The 22,387-nt window shown below is 37.2% G+C and carries 22 protein-coding genes and 1 riboswitch; of the genes, 15 read left to right on the top strand and 7 right to left on the bottom strand.

Annotation, left to right across the window (positions count from 1 at the left end):
• Window positions 1–39 precede the first annotated feature (39 nt).
• The 3 genes from ACQKN3_RS06780 to abc-f form a co-directional block, all read right to left on the bottom strand.
• On the bottom strand, window positions 40–984 hold the full coding sequence (locus ACQKN3_RS06780; protein ID WP_413078058.1) for a bile acid:sodium symporter family protein: 945 nt from the start codon (window positions 982–984) through the stop codon (window positions 40–42).
• Window positions 985–1,185: 201 nt separating this feature from the next.
• On the bottom strand, window positions 1,186–2,232 hold the full coding sequence (locus ACQKN3_RS06775; RefSeq protein WP_427710355.1) for an LLM class flavin-dependent oxidoreductase: 1,047 nt from the start codon (window positions 2,230–2,232) through the stop codon (window positions 1,186–1,188).
• A gap of 122 nt (window positions 2,233–2,354) precedes the next feature.
• The gene (abc-f, locus tag ACQKN3_RS06770) at window positions 2,355–3,803 is read right to left on the bottom strand and encodes a ribosomal protection-like ABC-F family protein (protein WP_427710353.1); all 1,449 of its coding nucleotides are present in this window, start codon (window positions 3,801–3,803) and stop codon (window positions 2,355–2,357) included.
• A gap of 471 nt (window positions 3,804–4,274) precedes the next feature.
• On the opposite strand from abc-f, the gene ACQKN3_RS06765 reads away from it, so the two are divergent.
• Both ACQKN3_RS06765 and ACQKN3_RS06760 read left to right on the top strand, forming a co-directional pair.
• Window positions 4,275–4,907 carry a LysE family transporter gene (locus ACQKN3_RS06765; RefSeq protein WP_251688469.1) on the top strand — a complete coding sequence of 211 codons (633 nt, stop codon included), beginning with the start codon at window positions 4,275–4,277 and terminating at the stop codon, window positions 4,905–4,907.
• 366 nt (window positions 4,908–5,273) lie between these two features.
• A complete protein-coding gene (locus ACQKN3_RS06760; protein ID WP_251690025.1) occupies window positions 5,274–5,873 on the top strand; it encodes a DedA family protein in 600 nt (199 codons plus the stop codon).
• A 51-nt stretch (window positions 5,874–5,924) separates the two neighbouring features.
• Here the strand turns inward: ACQKN3_RS06760 and ACQKN3_RS06755 are convergent, their stop codons facing one another.
• On the bottom strand, window positions 5,925–6,788 hold the full coding sequence (locus ACQKN3_RS06755) for a helix-turn-helix domain-containing protein (RefSeq protein WP_427710351.1): 864 nt from the start codon (window positions 6,786–6,788) through the stop codon (window positions 5,925–5,927).
• A gap of 212 nt (window positions 6,789–7,000) precedes the next feature.
• Here ACQKN3_RS06755 and ACQKN3_RS06750 point away from each other — a divergent pair, with 212 nt between their 5' ends.
• The 3 genes from ACQKN3_RS06750 (at window position 7,001) to ACQKN3_RS06740 (ending at window position 10,793) form a co-directional block, all read left to right on the top strand.
• Window positions 7,001–7,318, top strand: coding sequence for a hypothetical protein (locus ACQKN3_RS06750; RefSeq protein ID WP_251688463.1), 318 nt, complete (start codon window positions 7,001–7,003; stop codon window positions 7,316–7,318).
• Between the two features lie 125 nt (window positions 7,319–7,443).
• Complete coding sequence (locus tag ACQKN3_RS06745; RefSeq protein ID WP_427710349.1) at window positions 7,444–9,927, top strand: hypothetical protein; 2,484 nt, start codon at window positions 7,444–7,446, stop codon at window positions 9,925–9,927.
• Window positions 9,927–10,793, top strand: a complete 867-nt coding sequence (locus ACQKN3_RS06740) for an ABC transporter ATP-binding protein (protein WP_427710347.1) — start codon at window positions 9,927–9,929, stop codon at window positions 10,791–10,793. The genes ACQKN3_RS06745 and ACQKN3_RS06740 overlap by 1 nt, the downstream gene beginning before the upstream one ends.
• Window positions 10,794–10,854: 61 nt before the next feature.
• Here the strand turns inward: ACQKN3_RS06740 and ACQKN3_RS06735 are convergent, their stop codons facing one another.
• Window positions 10,855–11,418: a DUF4256 domain-containing protein gene (locus tag ACQKN3_RS06735; RefSeq protein WP_427710345.1), complete on the bottom strand. Its 564-nt coding sequence runs from the start codon at window positions 11,416–11,418 to the stop codon at window positions 10,855–10,857.
• Between the two features lie 337 nt (window positions 11,419–11,755).
• Between ACQKN3_RS06735 and ACQKN3_RS06730 the strand changes: the two genes are divergently transcribed.
• Window positions 11,756–11,956 carry a cold-shock protein gene (locus tag ACQKN3_RS06730; RefSeq protein WP_191701229.1) on the top strand — a complete coding sequence of 67 codons (201 nt, stop codon included), beginning with the start codon at window positions 11,756–11,758 and terminating at the stop codon, window positions 11,954–11,956.
• 173 nt (window positions 11,957–12,129) lie between these two features.
• Complete coding sequence (locus tag ACQKN3_RS06725; protein WP_427710343.1) at window positions 12,130–13,167, top strand: DUF1835 domain-containing protein; 1,038 nt, start codon at window positions 12,130–12,132, stop codon at window positions 13,165–13,167.
• 497 nt (window positions 13,168–13,664) lie between these two features.
• Here the strand turns inward: ACQKN3_RS06725 and ACQKN3_RS06720 are convergent, their stop codons facing one another.
• Window positions 13,665–14,972 (bottom strand): serine hydrolase, encoded by a 1,308-nt coding sequence (locus ACQKN3_RS06720; protein ID WP_427710341.1) that lies wholly within the window; start codon window positions 14,970–14,972, stop codon window positions 13,665–13,667.
• A gap of 191 nt (window positions 14,973–15,163) precedes the next feature.
• On the bottom strand, window positions 15,164–15,376 hold the full coding sequence (locus ACQKN3_RS06715; RefSeq protein WP_008406565.1) for an alpha/beta-type small acid-soluble spore protein: 213 nt from the start codon (window positions 15,374–15,376) through the stop codon (window positions 15,164–15,166).
• Window positions 15,377–15,640: 264 nt separating this feature from the next.
• Here ACQKN3_RS06715 and ACQKN3_RS06710 point away from each other — a divergent pair, with 264 nt between their 5' ends.
• The 8 genes from ACQKN3_RS06710 (at window position 15,641) to cobK (ending at window position 22,380) form a co-directional block, all read left to right on the top strand.
• Window positions 15,641–16,408, top strand: coding sequence for a class I SAM-dependent methyltransferase (locus tag ACQKN3_RS06710; RefSeq protein WP_427710339.1), 768 nt, complete (start codon window positions 15,641–15,643; stop codon window positions 16,406–16,408).
• Between the two features lie 12 nt (window positions 16,409–16,420).
• Window positions 16,421–17,224: a GNAT family N-acetyltransferase gene (locus ACQKN3_RS06705; RefSeq protein ID WP_427710337.1), complete on the top strand. Its 804-nt coding sequence runs from the start codon at window positions 16,421–16,423 to the stop codon at window positions 17,222–17,224.
• Window positions 17,225–17,238: 14 nt separating this feature from the next.
• Complete coding sequence (locus ACQKN3_RS06700) at window positions 17,239–17,643, top strand: acyl-CoA thioesterase (protein WP_427710336.1); 405 nt, start codon at window positions 17,239–17,241, stop codon at window positions 17,641–17,643.
• A 22-nt stretch (window positions 17,644–17,665) separates the two neighbouring features.
• Window positions 17,666–18,466 (top strand): DUF2785 domain-containing protein, encoded by an 801-nt coding sequence (locus tag ACQKN3_RS06695; RefSeq protein ID WP_427711626.1) that lies wholly within the window; start codon window positions 17,666–17,668, stop codon window positions 18,464–18,466.
• A gap of 15 nt (window positions 18,467–18,481) precedes the next feature.
• Window positions 18,482–18,913, top strand: coding sequence for a hypothetical protein (locus ACQKN3_RS06690; protein ID WP_427710335.1), 432 nt, complete (start codon window positions 18,482–18,484; stop codon window positions 18,911–18,913).
• Between the two features lie 132 nt (window positions 18,914–19,045).
• Window positions 19,046–19,369 carry a S16 family serine protease gene (locus ACQKN3_RS06685; RefSeq protein WP_427711624.1) on the top strand — a complete coding sequence of 108 codons (324 nt, stop codon included), beginning with the start codon at window positions 19,046–19,048 and terminating at the stop codon, window positions 19,367–19,369.
• Between the two features lie 167 nt (window positions 19,370–19,536).
• Window positions 19,537–19,723, top strand: a riboswitch (cobalamin riboswitch).
• 228 nt (window positions 19,724–19,951) lie between these two features.
• A complete protein-coding gene (gene cobJ / locus ACQKN3_RS06680) occupies window positions 19,952–21,613 on the top strand; it encodes a precorrin-3B C(17)-methyltransferase (protein ID WP_427710333.1) in 1,662 nt (553 codons plus the stop codon).
• 8 nt (window positions 21,614–21,621) lie between these two features.
• Window positions 21,622–22,380, top strand: a complete 759-nt coding sequence (gene cobK / locus ACQKN3_RS06675) for a precorrin-6A reductase (RefSeq protein ID WP_427711622.1) — start codon at window positions 21,622–21,624, stop codon at window positions 22,378–22,380.
• The last annotated feature ends 7 nt before the right edge of the window (window positions 22,381–22,387 follow it).

Below are 22,387 nucleotides of genomic sequence, written 5' to 3'. Positions count from 1 at the left end.
ACGAATCAAAATGCATTCGTACCACTTTTTATGTAATATCTATTTATTGTTTTCCTTCTTATTCGCTTTTGAACCCCAATATGTAGCAAGAATCGGTCCCGAAATATTGTGCCAGAAACTGAAGATCGCACTCGGAACGGCTGATACTGGGTCGAAGTGGGCCATCGCTAATTGCGCTCCTAAACCTGAATTCTGCATCCCAACTTCAATCGATACTGCTTTTTGATCATCGTATTTCAGTTTAAATAGTTTTGCTACTAAAAATCCTAGTAAGTAACCTAAACCATTATGTAAAATAACAATGGCAAAAATGATTAATCCTGTTTCTAAAATTTTATCGCGGCTTCCGCTTACTACAGCAGCAACGATCATCACGATTGCCACAACTGATACTGTAGGAAGAATATCAACACTTTTTTCTACAAGTGGTCTAAATAAGAACTGTGCAAGAATCCCTAAAATAATCGGAATTAACACAACTTTAATTACTGACATAAACATGGCCATAAATGAAACTGGTAACCATTCACTTGCTAATAAGTAGATTAGTGCAGGTGTTACAAAAGGTGCTAATAATGTTGTGCATGATGTAATCGTAACAGATAATGCCGTATTTCCTTTTGCGAGGAATGTCATAACGTTTGATGACGTACCCCCTGGACAACAACCTACTAATATAACGCCAACCGCAATTTCTGGCGGTAAATTGAAAACTTTGGCTAACGCAAATGCAAGTAACGGCATAATGACAAACTGGGAAACGATCCCGATAATAACACCTTTCGGATGTTGAAGAATTAGTTTAAAATCATCTAATTTTAATGTCATCCCCATACCAAACATGACAATTCCTAATAATATGGTGATGTAACTGCCAATCCATGTGAAATATTCAGGTATCCAAATCGCTAAACCAGCTGCAACCAGTACCCAAATCGCAAATGTATTTCCTGCAAACTTACCTATCTTCTGTAAAACTCCCATGATGATGTAACCTCAGCTTTCTATTGAATTCATGTTATTGTAATTTATTAAATTTCTAATTGCAATAATTTTCAGAATTTTAAGCAATTTCTTTATTATTCTAGTTAATAGAGTCGAAAAGTTATGGGTAAATGGGGAAAAGTAAATTTCATAAAAAATGGGTTGTGCAGCAAAATACTGCTCAACCCATTAACTAACAATTTATCTATTCTTTAATATTGCTACTTCCTCACGTACAATTGGTGCAACTTTCGTACCTAACAGTTCGATGGCATGCAGCACTTGGTCGTGTGGCATAGAACCGACCGGCACATGTAGGAAAAATCTTGAAATGCCGACATGTTCGTAAAGATAAATGATTTTCTTAGCAACCGTGTCAACATCGCCTACATAAAGAGCGCCTTCCAAGCTTCGGGCCTCATCAAATGCTTCGCGTGTGTACGGAGCCCATCCGCGTTCACGGCCAAGTTTTGTCATTGCCGCTGCTGTTGAAGGGAAAAATTGTTCTGCTGCAAGTTCTGTCGTATCCGCAATAAAACCATGTGAATGGGAAGCGACACGCAGCTTCGAAATATCATGGCCTGCTTTTTTCGCTACATCATAATACAGTTGAACGATGCGTGCGAAATACAGTGGACTTCCTCCGATAATGGCCAATGTTAACGGCAAGCCCAATGTGGCAGCACGGATGGCAGATTGTGGTGTACCGCCGCTCGCCACCCAAATCGGTAATTTTTCCTGCACAGGGCGCGGGTAGATGCCGCGTCCTGGAATAGATGGACGGAAATGGCCAGTTGATGATACAATCTCATTTTCCTGAAGATTTAATAATAGATCGAGTTTTTCTTCAAAAAGTGCATCATAATCATTCAAGTTATTGCCGAACAGCGGGAAGGACTCAATGAATGAACCGCGTCCAGCCATAATTTCGGCGCGGCCGTTCGATAGTCCGTCAAGTGTTGCGAATTGCTGGAAGACACGTACAGGATCGTCAGATGAGAGTACCGTTACAGCGCTCGTCAATCGAATTTGTTTTGTTTGCATAGCAGCTGCCGCGAGTACGACAGAAGGAACTGATGCTGCATAATCTTCGCGGTGATGCTCTCCGACACCATACACATCCAGTCCTACCGAATCCGCCAGCTTAATTTCTTCGACGATTTGTCGCAGTCGCTCGGCATGACTTACTGTTTCACCTGTTAACGCATCCGGTGTAGTTTCTGCAAAAGTTGAAATACCTATTTCCATGTGATGACCTCCAAATAATTAATGGCTCGTTTCCTTTTCTTACTATCATTACCATAAGGATTATTTTAGTGCACATCGGTTGGAAATGAAAGAATTGTATCTTTCGTAAAAAGCTTGTGAAATCAAACTTCAATTAATGCGGTATCTTTTATCTCTATAATTCTTGTAGCCACTTGCTTCACAAAATAGTCATCATGGGAGACAAAAAGAATAGTGCCGTCATAGCCTTGGATAAAGTTTGCCAATGCCTCTTTTGTAGCTATATCAAGGAAGTTGGTCGGCTCATCAAGCAGGAGAATATTATATTGACCTAAAAACAGCTGACTTAAAAGCAATCGAATCCGTTCACCGCCGCTTAAAACAGTGATCCGCTTTTGTAAATCATTCTGTTCAAACTGCATTTGATGCAAAATAGTACGAATAAACGCATCGCTGTATTCGCTTCGTGTTTTTATAAAATCCCAAACGGTCTCATGCGGTAAGTTTTGATAAGCAAGCTGTGAGAAGTGACCGATTTTTACTTTCGGTGAAAGATCTATATTTGGATGCTTTCCGATAATCGCCTGAAGCAATGTTGATTTTCCGCTGCCGTTCGGACCTGTTATAGCTATTTTTTCCTGTAGCCGAATTTGAAGTTGGCATTGATTTAAAAGGATCTTCTTTCCGATTGCTAAAGTAAGATCTTGCATCATAATCGGCACTTTATTATGAAGTTCCAGAGCTTTCGATTGTTTGAAGTGAAGTGGCGCGTTTTCTTTTACTTTTTCGACAACGGAAAGCTGTTCAATCCGTTTTTCCATTGCTTTAGCCGAGCGGTAAACCGATTTTTGACTCGTTCCTTTAGATTTTGTTTCAAACATACGATTCGCTTTGGCTTTCGTTTCTTTTTTCGACATCTTCTTTGCCTCGGTAATTTTTTCGGCCTTCTTCATTTTTTCAGCAACAGCCTTCTCCAGGTGAGCCTTTTCGCGAACATATTTTTCATGGGCAGCAGCTTGCTCCTGTTTTTCCCGTTCTTTTTGCGCTGCATAATCGGAATAATTCCCGCTATAGACCGAAACATGCCCATCATTGACTTCCCAGATTGTCGTAACAATATTATCCAGCAAGTTCCGATCATGACTGACTATAACGACTGCTCCGTAATAATAGCGGAGTTGCTCCTGCAAAAATCGGATGCCGTCCTGATCTAAATGAGTTGTCGGTTCATCAAAAAGCATTGCCTCGTAGTAATGGCTGAATGCCTGTGATAACTTCAACCTTGTTTGTTCACCACCGCTATGTGGATCGACTGCCTTCAATTTATGGCCAAGCGCGATATTAATATTGTCTTGTTTGATGACAGGGGATGTTTGTTCAAAATAGAAATAATCAACAAGTGCATTTACATTCCCTTGTTGTGGAATGAGCTGACCGGTTAATAATTTTAATAAAGTGCTTTTACCGGCACCGTTTTTACCAACAATCCCAATGCGGTCAAATTGATAAATTGCCAATTGCGGGATTGTAAGTACATCCTTATCTAAAAATTGCACGTGTATATTTTTTAGTTCAAAGCTTAAGTTTTCCATTATTGCTACCTCCGAAATATAAATTTCGTACCGATAGCTTATCGATACGAGCGGTTTGTATAATCCGCCCGTATTAAAAGAATAGAAGCATCTGCATTGTTTTAGCCCTCCAATTTATACGTGAGTCTAAAACGCAATAAAAAAGCAGACATATGTATGCCTGCGCCGAAAAAATATAGAATTCTCCCGTTTAAAGAGGAATTTCTATGGTTTCATCGTTTACAAGCATGACAAAAAAGCCCATCGAATGGGTTTGCTTTTTTATTGCCAGCTTAGCGTAAACGAAGTAAAAACATAGAAAAATCCCTCCTTCTCATAAATTAATGCCATCATAATTGATTTCCGGAAATAAATCAATAATGGAATTTACTAGGTAAATTTTAAAAGTGATTGAAGATTAATAAATATTCAAATATAATTATATTTATAAAACGGACGTAAGAAGGAATTTTTCTTGGAAGACGTGGTCGAATGAGTTTATATTTTGCGTATGTCATGATTGGCCTTGCCATTGCAATGCCCGTTGGTGCCATTACAGTCGAAATGACGAAACAGGGTTTGAAAAATGGGTTTATGCACGGTTGGGCAGTAGGGCTTGGCGGAATGACAATTGATCTAGCTTTAATCATTGCCTTGTATTTGGGGGTGGCTAAATTTTTGTCGCTGGCTTATATTCAGCTACCGCTTTGGTTAATAGGAGCCGCCTTTTTATTTATTTTGGCTTTCGATTCAATTAAAAATGCTGATAAAGATATTGCGTTAGCTGGTGAGAAAGCGAATAAATCCTTTCTGTCAACATACCGCAATGGTTTATTAGTTGCTGTTTCACCAGGTAATCTCGTTTTCTGGATTTCTGTTTTTGGAGCAGTTTTGGCCGACTCTTATGCAGGAAAAGGGGCCAATCAATTTTTGATTGTTGCACTAGGCATTTTATCGGGTATTTTACTGCATGATATTGGTCTTTTAACAATTGTTTCACTTACAAGGAAAGTCATGAACCGAGCGATGATTAAATGGACTTCCATTATTGCAGGCTTATTATTATTCGGGTTTGGCTGTTACTTTATATATGAATTTATTCATGATTTAAAAGCATTAATTTAACTATTAGAACGGGTGATTCCAGAGTACATATGGTTTTGCCTGTTTGTTTTTATATTTGCATGTATTAGGAAGAGGCCATGCTGAAAATGCTCTGACATATCGCTTTTTGCATAGACATACACTGCTATAAAATTAAAAGTTTTGCGATAGAGGCAACATTTGTGAAGAGAGGACGTTCTATTCTAAAGAAGAACATACATAATAATGGCATGTTTTCACAAATTCTATTGTGAATCAGTCAAAGTTTTTGTATGCTAAGTGAATGTAGAAGTGGACTTTGGAGTTAATATCGGTTTTTTCGATTTTAACTTTGGATATTGCAAATGATTGGAGTTGTTTTTGTTGTTAGATACAATCATTCTATCAATGATTGAGTTTTTTAAAGGGTTTGGCTATTTTGGTGTACTGTTGGCACTTTGCTTTGAGTTTATCCCAGCAGAAGTTATATTACCGATGGCAGGATTTTGGATTGCTCAAGGGGAGTATAAATATTGGTTAATGGTGCTTGCCGGAACGGTAGGCGGAACAATTGGACCGTTGACATTATATGCGGTAGGGCGTTATGGTGGTCGCCCAATCGTCCTGAAATACGGGAAGTTCTTCTTGATTAATGAAAAGCAAGTGAATGCATCGGACAAGTTTTTCGCAAAATATGGTGCGGGTGTCGCATTTTTCGGCCGCTTTATGCCGATTGTTCGTACCGCAATTTCGGTTCCGTGCGGGATGACGAAAATGAATGTATGGAAGTTTACAATCTATACATTTTTAGCGATGTTCCCAATTACTGCGCTTTATGTTTATTTAGGCATTAAGCTAGGGGAAAACTGGGAGCAGGCAGGAGAACTGTTTAAACAGTACTTGCAGCCGTTTGTCATCATCATCATTATTTTGGCAGTAATTTATGCGATTTATAAATACCGCGTAAAGTTATTAGAGCGTAAAATGAACTTACCTAATAAAAAATAAATTCAAAGGGCAGCCGTGTTTAACAGGTTGCCCTTTTTAATTTGCTCTATATTATTTAACGATTAAATTACTTTTAATTTCCTTCTCCAACATTTTCACTAGTTCTGCTTGTTCTAAATGTTGAAGTAGCGTTAAACCCTTTTCAATAAAACCTTCATCTGCTCCGTTTAAATTATTTAGGCAAACGCCTTTTCTCACGTAACAGATCGACAGGTTAATAAAAAGCTGCTCCGATTTACACTTACTGCTTGCATCATTCAACAGATGTAGTGCGGTTTCAAAGTCTTTTCCTTTAATATTAATAAGCGACAAATTGATCAGAAAGTTTATTTTTAACTTATTAATATTTTGAAATCCGTTGTACTTATCGATATGGCGAAATGCAAATTCTTTTATTTCGGTTGCAGTAGAAATCGGAAAAACAAATAAAATGGCATTCAGCAAATAAATATCAGGTAAGTACAGTGTATTTCGCTGCGAGAGATCGTTCCATATAGGAGATATTGTTTCAGAAGCCAGTACAAAATCACTGGATTTTGCCAAAACGAGCATGCCTTCCATTACAGTTTGAATATTCATGATTAAATTGTCATTCGGATTTTGCTGTAAATAAGCTGAGCATTCTTTAATCATTAGGAGCAGGGCATTTTCGGAATTATATGTTTGATTGTAAAACTTCTTCATAATCCTTTGACGGTCATGCATTTCATAATTATTGCTTATGTATTCAAACTCTTCATAGGACATTTCAAGACGCCCCAAAAATTCCTTTAATATCGAAAACTTAATTTCTCTGTTTTCTCCTTTTTCAAACTTTGAGTAGTTGCCCTGTGAGCATATTTTTTCGCTGACATACTGTTGTGAATACCCTTTACCAACCCTGATTTCTTTTATAACATGCCCGTAATTATTCATTTCATCACCTAAATTATTCTTTTAGGCATATTATACACTTTTTGTCGGAAAGTTTGTAAAATTAATACAAAGGAGGGGGCAAAATGGTAGAATTATTAATTACAACTTTAGAACTGTGGATTATTGGAACTGGTGGAGGATAAGTTAGAAAATTAAAAGATTCATATATATAGCAATCAGGCTTTGGAATAGGAACAGCGGAGGAATCAATGATGAAAAAATTTAAATTGTTAAGTTTAAGTTTATTTGCAGCAATTTCTTTAAATGTATCCGTAAATATTTCAAGTATACAAGCAGCTGAAAGTTTGACACCTGAAGTTTCTGTCACATCCGATACACTTTGGTATTCAAAAGAAGTGCCCTATACAACGACACAATCGATGTGGGTAACGGTTACTCAAAACGGTAAAACGTATTCTGGTTATTTGTATAATCGTGGCTATGCTGTAGGGAAGCCGGGGTATTCCTTCTTTTCAGGCACGCTTAAAACAGGACCATATGCACCGCTTAGTAACGCAGAGCAGGAGTAATGGGGAAATCTGAATCTGATAATTTTCATATCCTCTTTGAAAAGGATAAGCCTCCGTTTTTTGGCAAATCTGCTCAAAGAGGAATTTATATTTTCAGCATACTAACAGGGTAAGGGGGAGGAATGATGTATGAAGTGATTCGTTTTCTTGTGAAAGGCTTGTTAAAAAGCAAATATATTTTTATATTACCTGTTGCAATTATTGTACTTGTCGGGACGATATTCGTTATTAATAGTACGCAATCGGGTGCTACCAAGCATGAACTGCAGGAAACGTTCAACAATCGAAAAGATACAGTACATTTGCTGATTACAAGTACATTAACTAAAGAACGGGTTATAGGTCTCACTCCGGAAGAACAGCAATCATTGGGAAGTCTTCTATTAAAAGAACAATATATAGACGATATTTTAAAGAAATTAGACGAGAACGATTTACAGGTTGCCGACCAGCAGCTTGCCTATTTAAACGAATATGAAAACTACATAGCATTCAAAGCAATTCCTTATCTTGGTGAACATACAGTGGCAGTTGAAAGGGAGAAAGCGGAAGCCATCATTGATCATCAGTTGGGCTATACCGAACAAGATACGCCATTTAAAACAGCCTTATTTACAAAGCAATTATTCCAAATTCTATTTAGCCCCGTTACGGCCTTTCTTCTATTATTAGTTTTTTGCTATAAATATATATTTGACCGGGAAAATCGGACATTCGATTTCTTTAAAATCAATTCATTGTCCAGTACAGCCATTTATTTTGGATACTTGATTCCTTTATTGATGGTCGTCCTGTGTTACATCGTTATTGCAAGTGTTGTGTCGTTACTGCCGCCACTATTAACAGGGAATCTCAACACAATTTACTATCCTGTTGAAGTGGCATTGAGTTCCGAAATCATTTTAGTCCCAATATGGAAATGGCTTGTGTTTATCCCGATTGGCTGGGGGATTTTTAGTGCGTTATTATTGCTGCTGTTTACTTGTCTGATTAAACAGCAAGCAAAATTAGGTTTACTATTCTCGCTGATCAGTTTACCGGTTTTAATCAGCTATATGATTTCATTGAAGACCGGGTTTCAGATGTATAACCCGATTCACTTGATTGTTTCGTATGAACAGCTATTACTGGATTCGAATCGTTTTGTCCCTTATTTAATCATCATGTTAATACTAGTAGTGATAGGTACCGGAATTACTTTTGCTGTCATTAATATGAAAAATGTCAGTTTTGGAGTGCCTGAATTTACAGCATCGAAAAAACAGTATATACCAAACAGGAAATTTAAATTATTACAATTTGAGCATCTAAAGAAGAAGCGGAAAGGCCATATTCTTATAACTGTTATTTTGCTGTTTGGAATAATTGGCGGTACGGTCATTGTAGTGAATGAGCAGTACCGAACATTTCCTGACAAAGCACTGAAAATAATTGAGCGTTCCCAAAATACGATTATCCAGGATCAAACACATTGGAAACTCGTCGCAGATGAATTTGAAATGGAGCAGGAATTGCAACGACGGATGGCTGAGGAAACGGGTGAAGAGCTGGAAATGCTTGATCAAAATCCTTATCAGTCAATGATTAAACAATTAGAAATGCGATTTGAGGCGTTGGAACATCTGAAGGCTGATATTCACTCTCCTACATTTGCCGAGACATTTCGCGATGTGATGAACTCATTTGAACCTGGTACTTATAGAGAAAATGATAATACACTTTGGACATTGACTGACATGGCATCAGAAGAGCAGGAAATTATTCTGGATGGCAAAAGGTTAACCCCGTGGCCGCTTGGACATAAATGGGTATCTAATTTTGATGATCCGAGTCAGGCTTTAGATCAAGAACATTATGAACGTTTAAAGCTGTTCCAGGAACAAAATACAAAATACGGGGACAGCAGCTCGTTTGCAATCTACAGGTTCTTGGAATGGAACATGATGTGGTTCGTCCTGTTTTTATTTGTATTATTGTTATGGACAACGATGGCCGATGAATATAGGCTGAATCCATCGATGAGCTTTTTAGCAACAAAGCCAATTCGATTCTCTTCTATTTATGTATCGAAATGGATCTATAATTTAACGGTTGCCTGCAGTTTGTTGCTCATTACGGGTACTATTGTTTTCCTGATCGCTACATTTATTGGTGGAGTAGGTGACATGGATTATCCAATATTGATTTATGCAACAGAACGGCTGGAGGAGCACTTTTTCTTTTCAACTGCGAACAATGCCTATTTTTATTTTGAAAATTTGATGGCGCTGCTTGTCAAAAGTGGAGTGCTTATATTCATGCAGCTCTTCTTTTTAAATAGCTTGTTCAGCTTTATCGGGAAATTGATGAAAAATCATTATGCAGCGATTATCGTTACATCCATACTTGTCATTGCCGGGTACTTTGCAGGGAACCATTATATTAATCTAACAAGTAGTGTGTATAATCCGTTTGTCTATTTTGATACATGGAATATTGTAGATGGCTGGAAATCGATTGAGGCAAACAACGGAAAAGTGAACTTCCTGACAGGCGCGGTCATTTTACTAATCAGCGGAACCCTATTGTTCGGCATAGGGCTTCTATTTAAAAGGAAGGTGACATCATAATGGTATTGCAGGTGAACGAACTTGAAATGAAATACAAAAGTAAACAGGTGCTGGATAATATTACGTTTTCTATTGGTACAGGTGAAATAATAGGTATTGTAGGGCCGAATGGGGCAGGGAAATCTTCATTAATGCGCTCGGTATTAGGATTGGAAAAGATTAATAAGGGCACTGTCCATATAAACAATATTTCCAACAGCAACCCTGAATTCTTTAAATATATTTCCTTCTTGCCAAGTGATAATTACTTGTATATGCAGTTAACCGGTTATGATCATCTGTCGTTTGTGGCTAATATTTACCATATACAGCAAAAAGAAATAGAAGATGTCATAGAGTTGATCGGTATCCGCTCGTATTTGCATCAGCCCGTCAAATCCTATTCTTACGGGATGCGGCAGCATTTGCTGATCGCGTTAAGTATATTGACAAAGCCGCTCATTATTTTAATGGATGAACCTTTTAATGGACTGGACCCGACGAGCATTATTGAATTAAAACAATTGATTGAAGTGCTACATGCAAAAGGGATCAGTATCGTCATTTCGACGCATAACCTGGATTTACTGGAAGATTTGACGGAGACAATCTGGTTCATTAAAGAAGGAAAGCTTTACACAAATCCATTGCATTCAAATAAGGAAGTACAATACGAAATTAAGTATTCATATCATAGTGATCTTCCCCAAGTAATGAAAAAGAGCCATCTTCCTTATAAAATTAAAGGTGATTTACTCATTACAGATGCTGCATTTGCGATTGAAACCTATCTTCAATGGTTATTAAAAAATAGTGTGCAAATCCAATCTGTGAATCCGATCAACCGGAACTTGGAAGAACTGTATCGTGATTTTTATAATCTATAATAGAAACAAGCCGTTGTCATAAAGTATGACAACGGCTTTATTTTTAGTTGAAATCGATAAACTAAACAGTAAGAGAGCCTCTAAATCCTCGGGCACCATAGTACGAGTCAGCACCGTTATGATACATGAAAATTGTCTCGTATCGACGATCGCAGAAAATCGCTCCGCCAAGTTTACGGATATCCGGTGGTGTCAAAACCCAGCTTGATGTTTTTAAATCGAATTTCCCAAGTTGCTGCAATGAGCGGTATTCGACTTCCGTTAAAATTTCAATTCCCATTGAAGACGCCATATTCATTGCACTGTCTTCCGGTTTGTTCTTTTTACGCGCATCCAATGCTTCCTGGTCATAACAAATACTTCTGCGTCCTTTAGGGCTTTCAGCAGAGCAGTCCATAAATGTGTATGTGTCCGTATCATGGTTATATGCAACGACATCAGGTTCACCTTCTGTACGTTCCATTTCATTAAGAGACCACAGTTTTACCGGATTTGCTTCGAGCTTTGTCTGCACATTTTCCCAATCGATATTCGGATGACGCTCCATATGCTGTAAAAAGCGTGCTTTCAATGTTGTAAGAAGCTGTTCTTGCTGTTCGTTTGTTAATACTTTTTTAGCTGCCATAATATTGAACACCTCGTTAAGTAGTTGATGCCTTTAATGATACTTTAGTTATGAGAATAATGTCTACTAATGGTTAATTTTCATAATAAATAAATCTACTAAAAAACATAGAGTGCATCAAAATTATATTTGCACGAAAATGAATTGTTTCATATGCATAGACAAATGAATTAATATGGTATATACTAATGTTAATAAGAAATGTTACAAGACAACAATAAATTCACCTATTACAATATGTATTCGTGTTTTATTTAGTACTTATTGTAATATGTGAATTTTTTTCTTTATGAGGAATTGTGATCTTATTAAATTTAATTAAATGGAGGTCATTTAAATGACACAAGGTACAGTAAAATGGTTTAACGCAGAAAAAGGTTTTGGATTTATCGAAGTTGAAGGCGGAAACGACGTATTCGCTCACTTCTCAGCAATCCAAGGCGACGGTTTCAAATCTTTAGACGAAGGTCAAAAAGTTGAATTTGAAATCGAAGACGGTCAACGTGGCCCACAAGCTACAAACATCGTAAAACTTTAATTTTAAAGCTGCAACGATAAACTGCATCCCAAATATGGGGTGCAGTTTTTTTGTGGCTAAAATTAAGAAACAGAAAGAAGTATAGTTTACTGGTGAGTGGGATCTTTTCGTTAGGAAAGTTATACCAAAGGAGAATTTAATGGTAAACTCTAATGAAAAGGGGGGGTATTCATTTGTTTAATGAATTGAACGCTGTTATTGATCAATTAGAAGGCAAAGAACGGAAAGCCTTATTAATGCAAATCTTTTTACGGATGCAAGTAGTCGAAGAAAGAAATGGTTATTCAGAGGAGCAATTCTTTTTAGATATTAAAAATACATATAACAACCTGTTGGAGTACAAAAAGAATCAAGCAAACGTTGAGCCTGTACAATATCAAGCAACACATATTGTCTTCGGGGACTCGCCATCAGGCAGCCTGAAATTTGCTTTAAAAAAGTTAGGGCTAAGTCATCAGGAAAGGATTATTACGTTTTCCGATTTGTTTTCTATTGGTCCCATTTGGAACTTACATAACTTACATGGTATTACGAATCGATCTAAATGGTTTAGAAATCATATCATTATTGATGATGAGGATCTCTATCATCACGAAGAACATTTTAAACAAACGATTGTAGACCTTCAACAAACGCCAAATGATTACCCAATTATTATTTGGGCGGGGGAAAATGCACATGAACAAACAGGTTTACGGTTTGTACTTTATTTATTAAAAGAGAAGGCAAACGATATCCATATCATTCATACTAATGAAGCATATAAAACTTATTTTGATCGACCCGATATCGATTTTACGCCGTTAAATATGGGGGAACTGTCATCAGATCAATTAATGGAAATTTACGAAAACGAGAAAAAGGGTCATCTATTGACGCAAGCGGAACGTAAAACATTAGACGATGAATGGAAGCAGCTTTGTCAAACTAATGATGTTTTACGAATCTGGGAAAATCAAATGATAAAAAGTGTTCCTGAAAATTTTTATGATACTTACATTATCAATACAGTGAAGAAACTTCATCAAAATAAACAGAATAAGGACTTTATAAAATCAGCCAGAATTATCGGAGAAGTAATGGGTCATTTAGATCAATATATTGGTGACCATTTTTTGGAATATCGTGTCAGACGTTTAGTTGTCGATGGTGTATTTGATTTGAAAGGTGTACCAAAGGGAATGCGTTACTATAGCATAAAAATTCGGTGAAGGTACTATATGTAAATTTAGCAACACTTCAAAACATCCAGTATAAGAGCAGGGGAGTATATGAAAAAAATTAATATACCGATCATATTGAATGTAGCCGCACTTATCTTTATAATGGCGACCTTTTATTGGGGATTTGAACAATTATTTATGACGAGACTGGTGTTAATTTTCTTTGCACTTGTCTGCTTATTATTTGAAATAAAAAAGGATTACATTTCTAGAAATAAGATGTTATTTATCATTTTTAGTGTCGTTAGTCTAATCGCAATAGTGATAAGTATTCTTGCAGATAATAGCTCATTAAATCACGCAATCAATAATACGGATTATTTTATTCCTTTGTTTACGTATGTCCTGATAGTCATTATGTATAAAGAGCTGTATACGGAAAGTGGATAAAGGATCAGAGGAATAATCGATTGAAAAAGATGCTTAGCCAAATCAGGCAAAGCATCTTTTTAGATTGTTGCGGTATTTATAAAATCAAACCAAATTTAGTTTAAAAGCGCCTCACGTACCTCATCACGAAAATCTGCATCGTTCAAAAGCTTTCTTTCAAATGAATTTCGGTTATTTCTCAACAGGAAATGCTCATGAAATTTCAGGTTATTAAGTAAAATAACAAATTCGTACTGATCTCCCTTAAGGTTTTCAACATACATCGCGTTGTTTAAGACGAACAGTGTAGAGCCGCCCTTTGAGCCAATATGTGTATATTTCTTATAATTTTGTTCATTTAATTGCATCGGCCACTCCATTAGATCCCGGATTGTTTCAGCTGCATTTGATGGCAGCTCGTCATTGGAAATAAGGGCGAGCAGTTTCCCGTAATCATTTGCAGAAGCGCCAATTAACCGATCTGACCAAACTCTTTGTACGGCAGGGGATGAGTCAAATGTAGTCGCACTTACATTAATTTCTCCTGTTTTCATTTGCAGGCTTATCGATTGAGCTAACTTGCGATAGTCGTCCATTGATAACTTTTGGAGCGCCTTGATTAATTCTTTTTCGGACATCCCATCTTTTTGGATAGATTCAGGAATGAGGAGCGCACTGCCAATTGGATAAATGTCTTCGTGCTGTGTTAAGCCTAACGCTGTTTTACGCTGATTTATCGCATCAATACCGAGCAGATTAATTAAATAATCTGTATTGGCATTTGAGCTATACGTAATCATTCCTTTTGCAACATCATGCAAAGTGACTTCATTATTTTGGATGCCCCGATCTTGTTTCACAGCTTCTAACCATGCTTCATGACCGCCCCCATCAGTATTTTTCCAATAAAAACGGTTCAAGTCGCCCAAAGGTATTGACTGGTCTTTTTGAATTTTATTTTCTTCGACCTGCATGGCATATTCAACTGCAATAAGGATTTTTACTGTACTTGCTAATGGCCGTATAACAGTTGACTGGTAAGTAATGACAGGTTCGCCGTTTTCAGCAAAATAAAAGGAGCTGGATTCCGGATTTCCCTTTAAATGTTGAATAACATAATTGGGATTGTCCCGAAGTAGAGCATATGCTGCAATTCCTGTAATTAAAGTAATGACCCCATAAATCGTTAACCTCTTTTTTGTATAGGTTTTACGATCAAACAAAATCATAGCCAGAACACCAAATAGGAAAGCAATGAGGAAATTTATATTGGAAACTAAAACGGCAATAATAATTCCGGATATAATTCCAATCGTTACAATGGCTTTCTGAACTTCTTCACGAGTTCTTTGCGCCTTATTTAAAAAGGGAATTAAAGTAAAGAAAATAATACCGAGCAGACCAATCCAACCATAAATATTCATATATGACCTTTCCTCCTTCTTATCCAATCCCTAAAGCAAAGTGGGTAATTCCATAAATTGTTATTACTGTTATTTACGGAGGGAAGCAGTAAAAGTTTCATTTCTTTTTGGTTTGTCTATGTATGTAATCTCCTTGAAAAGCCAAAATGAAAAGAAAACGCTACAAATTTGTAGCGCTTCCTTCTCTTTAATTATTGTTGGTTGTTTGAATTGCCGCGTAATTGCTGCTCTGCCATTTGAACTAGGCGTTTCGTAATTTCGCCACCTACAGAGCCGTTAGCACGAGCTGAAGCGTCTGGTCCTAATTGAACACCAAACTCTTGTGCAATTTCGTACTTCATTTGGTCAACTGCTTGTTGTGCACCAGGTACACGTAATTTGTTTGAGCTATTGTTGTTTGCCATTGTTATCGCCTCCTTATGACATTAGAATGCACAGGGAAGAAAGTTTCATACCATATCAGAATTAGGTAATTTACAGTTCAATTGGTAACGTTTTTATAATATGGTGTTTTTATAATAACCAATTATCATCGATAAACACTAAATCACACAGGATAGCTCGCACCGCAACTAAAACAAATTAGAAAAATTGTCGGATTGTAACATATGGAATAAAGTGGTTTAATTGGGACATGCAGTAAAGATCCGTCATCGTTACAGAAAGGAATGACTTTTTTGAATACAATTATCGAAAACAATAAAAAAAGCTGGGATATTGTAGCAAAGCATTTTGCTGGAGGAGATGCGTTGCCAAGCTACGGACCATTAGCACAAACCGAAGAGGAACTGAATTTAATCGGAAGTGTTGCCGGCAAAACAGTGCTGGAAGTTGGATTTGGGAGCGGTCATTCTCTTTTATATATGAATAACAATGGTGCAAAGGAGCTTTGGGGGGTTGATTTTTCGAGTGCCCAAATGGACCTGGCACAGAAAACGTTATACGGCATTGAGGCAAGCTTATTTACGGCTCCAATGGAAGAAGAAATCGGTCTGCCGAAAAATTATTTTGATTTAGTATATTCCATTTATGCGATTGGCTGGTCAAGTGATCTTCCAGCAACGTTTAAGTTAATTTACAGCTACTTAAAAGAAGGAGGCGAATTTATTTTCAGCTGGGAACACCCTTTCTATAATCAAATCAAATGCCGAGATCATCAGTTTAGTTTAACGGATTCCTACCAGCGTGAAGGATATATCGAAACAACGACATTTAAAGGGGAAGATGCGCCAATGCAAATACCGAAATATAAAATGGCGACATTTATAAATGCACTTTTAAAAGTAGGCTTTGAACTTGTAGAAATTATTGAAAGTGATATTCCGGTACATGCAAAAGGTGAAGAAATTCCGTATTCCGAAAAATATTATTCTCTACATAAAGCAAGCCACTTTCCAACAACCTTTATCGTAAAAGCTCGTAAACGAACTATATAGGAGGCAACTATAATGATTCGAAAGTTAACAAACGAAGACCTTGAAACTACATTGGCACTTGTACATAAAAAGCCGGCGGAAAATTTATTTATCATCGGTGATATTGAAGCGTATGGGATGGAATCGGATATCCAGGATTTATGGGGGCAATTTGAAGGTGATCAGCTAAAAGCGATTTTACTGCGTTATGATCAAAACTATATCCCGTATAGTGAAGGAAATTATGATACCGAGGGATTTGCCAAAATCATTAGCGAAAATCGAGGTCAGATAGAACTATCAGGGCTTCAGCATTTAGTCGCTCCATTAAAGAAATGGATTGACCGCGGTATTCGTCGGGACAGCGAAACGTATTATGCAAAATGTACAGAATTGACCGTTCCCACATCTGATTTGGATTTTTCAAATGTGACGTATTTACAGCCAAGTGAATACGAAGAAAATATTGACATGCTCAGATCGATTCCGGAATTTTCAACAGGGACATTTAGTGTAGAAGGAAGAGAGCGCGCAGAAAAATTTAAAACGGGGCGTACTTATATTATTCGTGACGAACAGGGTGTGATGGTCTCTTCAGCATCAACAACAGCGGAAAATTCTCAGTCCGCGATGATTGTAGGCGTCGGAACGAGACCGGGATACGGGAAAAAAGGATATGCGACACATTGTATGTTGAAACTTTGCCGAGACCTGCTCGCTGAAAGAAAATCAATTTGTCTGTTTTATGATAATCCGGCTGCTGGACGCATTTATAAGCGGATTGGGTTTGAAGATATCGGTTATTGGACTATGGTTCGTTATGAAGAGGGGAAATAAGGGGGAGACAAATTGTGAGAACATTATTAGCAGAACAACCGATTCAAATAAACGCCTATGATATCGATGCAATGGGCATTGTTAGTAATATTGTGTATGTAAGGTGGTTTGAGGATTTACGTATGGCTTTTTTAAATGAGCATTACTCATTGGCGGAAATGATGGCAGTGCAAATCTCCCCGATCTTGATGAAAACAGAGATTGAATACAAAGCCCCTTTAACAATTTTCGATAAACCGGTCGGACGTTGCTGGATGGTGAAAATCGGGCAATCTAGTTGGGAAATGGAACTGGAAATTACAACGGAAAAGCATATCCATTGCATCGGAAAACAATCAGGATGCTTTTTCAATTTAGAAAAGAAAAGAGTTGCGAAAATTCCTGAGCCATTAAAAAAACTTTTTGAAATAGCGCAATAAAAAAGGAGCAATTTAATTGGTGATGAAAGAACATTTAGAAGGAATAGTAAATAAATCGATTAATCTGGATTTAATTGATTTTAATGAATTAATCGAATTTATGCTGAAAAATATAGGAAATACGGATGGCTATTTACGTGACAACTTAATTTATCGGGGATTTTGCGAATTAATTCTGAATGAGCAATTTACTGAAGAACAATTAGTTTTAATATTAAAAATATGTTCGGATGATGAGCACCTTTATTTAAATATTACACAGAGCAATCCTTCTGATGATGTATTTACAAGATCGTTTTCGGCACTCGTTATCACCCTCATTTTAGGGATAGATCGTGAAAAAAGAAGTTTGCCTGAAGAACTTGTTGTTGAGGCTATTCACCGAAGTATTCATTATTTATTTCTTGAGAAGGATTTCCGGGGATTCGACACTACAAAGGGCTGGGCACATGCGGTTGCACATGGAAGTGACTTATTAACAGAAGCAATTAGACATCCGTTGATGAAGGAATCTCAATTATTATGTAATGCATTACAAAGTTTAAAAAGCTGTCTTCATACTGAATATGCTTTAATTGATGAGGAAGAAGAGCGTATGTTACCGGTCATTGATGCGTTACTGGATAAGGGACTGACGGATGAGCGATTGGTAACGTGGCTAAAAGGATTGCATTACATAGAAGTAGAGGATTGGCATAAGAAATACCGGTATGAATGGAACGTAAAGAAATTTGAGGCAACATTATTAAAACATTTATTAAAATCGACCAAATGTACAAAAACAGCCGATTGGATTATTTTTGGAAATTCAACTTTTGTTTAGTAAGGAGTTGAAAAATTGAGACGTATTTTTTTAATGATACTGCCATTCATTTTATACATAACAGGCCTACTCGCATATTATTTTGATAAGATTAACGGTTATCAATTTATTATTTTTATTATAGTGGGCCTGGGTATTTCAATTTTCGGATTCTTTGTTTACCGGAACCAGAAGAAGTTGAAAGCAGCTTTTTTAGGGATTTTTTATATACTAGCCCTATTAGCTGTCTTTGAAAGCCGACTGATTGATTATGAAAAATATACTTATTTTCTTATGTCATATAACGAGCCTTTTGAAATAGTGAAAGACTCAGGAATCAATGTATTGGCAGTCGAAGTGATTGAGATCCCATATATAACGGACTTGAACTACTTAATTCATACTATGGAATTTTCAACTAATAAAGAAGTTTTGGATGCGGAAGTTGTTACGAATAAAATCCGGTAACGTTCGAAAAATGAAGAATTACTTAGTTATGTACGTCCCACGGAGAAACATTTTGAGACGATGAAGGAAAATGTCATTGCTTATTTACCAGAAAACGCTTTTGCTATTAATCAATTTTTATAAAGAGAAGATATAGAAGGTGACAGTGCAGGACTTGCCACTGTATTAAGTGCTCTTATCGAAAATGGTGACGTTAACAATAATATTCCGATTGCCGTAACTGGAGCGATTGATAGCAAAGGAAATGTGAAGGAAATCGGTTCAATAAAAGCGAAAACTTTGATTGCCGAACAAAGCGGTTTTTCTCATATAATTCTACCTGTAGAAAATGAAGAAGAGGCGAAGAGAGTAAAAAAAGATGAGCAACTTAATATAGAAATTATCGCTGTGGCATCTATAGAAAATGCTGTAACTGATATAAAAAAACTAAATGAAATAGGGTCATTAAATAAATAAAATGAAAAACAGAAAATAAACAACCTTTGTTAATTAAGATAGGAAATTAATGTGCAAAGGACCGAAATAATGAAGGAACAATGCTTTATCTTCACTGAAAAAAACTGATATCATAATAATTGTTCTATCATTTTTTAATAGACTATGTTATTTTTATAATAATTTAATAATTTGCAATTTAAATAAGTGCTTACAGAATTTTGTAAGGTAAAAGGGAAATTAGTGAAAGACTAATGCAGCCCCCGCTACTGTAATAGCTGATGAAATCACAATGAATCACTGTCGTAAAGATGGGAAGATGTGAAAGTAAAAGGAAGCTTAAGCCAGGAAACCTGCTTATTTAAACGATACTTACTTTTCGGAGGGAGAAGTATAGGCGAAACAAGTAATTGTTTTTGTGTTTTTCTATACTTTTTTAGTATTAATTTCACATGCCCGTACCTCTTTCTAACGAGAGGTGCGGGCTTTTTTTATTTCTTAGTGGATAAGCAATACTAGTTTTTAATGAAATCCACATAAGAAAAATTATCATCACGTCCTATTTGGTGCGAGATGTATTTTTCTAATAGGGAGGGTGTTTACATGCAAAAAGGAAAGATCTTTGTTGTAGGGTTCGGACCTGGTGATCGGGAACATATAACAAAACGTGCAGTCGATGCACTGCAGCAAAGTGATCACATTATGGGTTACAAAACGTATGTTGAACTGATTGAGCACTTAGTGAAGGCGAAAACTATCGTCAGTACGGGAATGACAGAAGAAGTTTCACGTGCGCAAGAAGCTGTAAAACAGGCTGAAGCCGGCCATATAGTTGCTGTTATTTCAAGTGGTGATGCAGGTGTTTACGGAATGGCGGGCCTCGTATATGAAGTATTAATCGAAAAGGGATGGACTGCAAAAGAAGGAATTGAAGTAGAAGTCGTTCCGGGTATATCAGCGATTAACTCCTGTGCAAGTTTACTTGGCGCTCCTGTTATGCATGATTCGTGCACAATTAGTTTAAGTGATCATTTAACACCATGGACGGTCATCGAAAAACGGATTGAGGCAGCGGCAATGGCAGACTTTGTCGTTGCGTTTTACAATCCTAAATCCGGCAGACGGACAAGACAAATTGTGGAAGCACAACGAATATTGCTTAAGTATCGTTCACCTGATACACCTGTCGGATTAGTAAAAGCTGCCTATCGGGATACGCAGGACATTGTGTTAACAACACTAGAAGATATGCTCGAACATGATATCGGAATGCTGACAACGGTCGTCGTTGGGAATTCCTCAACATTTTACTACGATAATAAAATCATTACACCGCGTGGTTATCAGAGAAAATATACTTTAGGGCAAGAAAAACAACTATTAAAACCGCACCAACGTTTGAAAAAAGAAGCGGAACCTTGGGCGTTGGATCAGGAAACGGGTGAAGCAAAGACCGGGTATGAAAAAATTGAAGCTATAGAGAAAAAAATAGTTGAACCAGCAGCCATTAAAACAACCGCATTACAGCTTGCAAATGAAGCATTAGCGCTCGTACATAAAGAAACGTCAGCAGTAAAAGTTGAAGAAAATCCTTTTTTAGTGCAGCAAGAAGTGGAATCCATATTTGAGTTTGCTGTATCACCAGGTGTTGCCAATAAAATGATTACACCTGCACAAATGATTACATTGGCAGAGGTTGTAGGAGAACGGGGTACGATGGAGTATACGCCTGATCACCGTCTCGTGTTGAAGGTACCAACCGATTCACCTCAAAGAATCGTAGAAACGGTAGAAAAAACGGGTTTACTTGTTCAACCTGTCGGCGACGTAGTAATCGTCAAGGCGTGTGATTTCTGTTACGGCGAAAAAGCCGAATCCATTCCATATGCTGAAGAGATTATGGAAACACTTGGTGGCATTAAAATGCCGAAAGAACTACATGTCGGTTTTAACGGTTGCGGAATGGCATGTTATCGCGCGGTTTTTGATGATATCGGCATTGTTTACCGCAAGAAAAAGTTTGATTTGTTTATCGGTTCCAAACCAGTTGGACGAACAGCACATGCAGCACAACCTGTCCTTGAAGGGATCGATCCCGAAAAATTGATTCCTTTACTAACAGAAATCGTTGCGGACTATAAAGAAAATGCACATCCGAATGAACGTTTTTTCAAATATTTTAAACGTGTAAAAAAAATCCTGAATTTCAATTATATTGATATGTCATGCAAAATTAAAGTGGAAGAGGCCCCTTGTGGAGATTAGGTGAAATGATGATTTTATTTTTAGCTGGAACAAGTGATGCAAGAGAGCTGGCTGTTCAATTAATGCAAGCGGGACAAGAATTGGTGGCGACTGTCGTGACGGAATCTGCTGCAGCGAGTCTACAGGAAGCGAATGTTCCGTACCATGTCGGTCGTTTAACAGAACAGCAAATGAAGGAACTAATTGAAGAACGGCGGGTAACAATGGTTATCGATGCCAGTCATCCATATGCGGAAGAGGCTTCCAAAACAGCGATGGCCGCTGCAAATTTAACGGGTATTCCCTATATTCGATATGAACGTCCGCAGCAAAGTTATGTACATCCGCTCGTTACGGAAGTGGAAACGTATAAAGAGGCGGCAATTGCTGCATCCGCACATTCAGGAACTATTATGCTGACAACAGGCAGTAAAACGCTTGCCGTTTTTACGGAGCAATTATTACATAGCGAAAATATTCGTCTAGTATGCCGGATGCTGCCAAATAAAGAGAATATGGATAAATGCAATACGCTTGGTGTGAAGCAGCGCGATATTATCGCAATCCAAGGACCGTTTTCTAAAGAATTGAATAAAGCGCTTTACGAACAGTTCAGCACAACACTTATTATTACAAAGGAAAGCGGGAAAGTCGGTTCGGTAGACGAAAAGATGGATGCGGCTCTGGAAATTGGTATTCCAGTAATCTTAATTAAAAGACCAGAAATACAATATGAAAACTTATGCACTTCATTTGAAGAAGTGTATGAAAAATTAGGAGGGAAATAACAATGGC

The sequence above is a fragment of the Solibacillus sp. NPDC093137 genome (assembly GCF_050280445.1).
Taxonomy (GTDB): Bacteria; Bacillota; Bacilli; order Bacillales_A; family Planococcaceae; genus Solibacillus; species Solibacillus isronensis_B.
The sequence above is the reverse complement of the archived record's forward strand: the minus strand, read 5'-3'. Positions and strand labels throughout refer to the sequence as shown.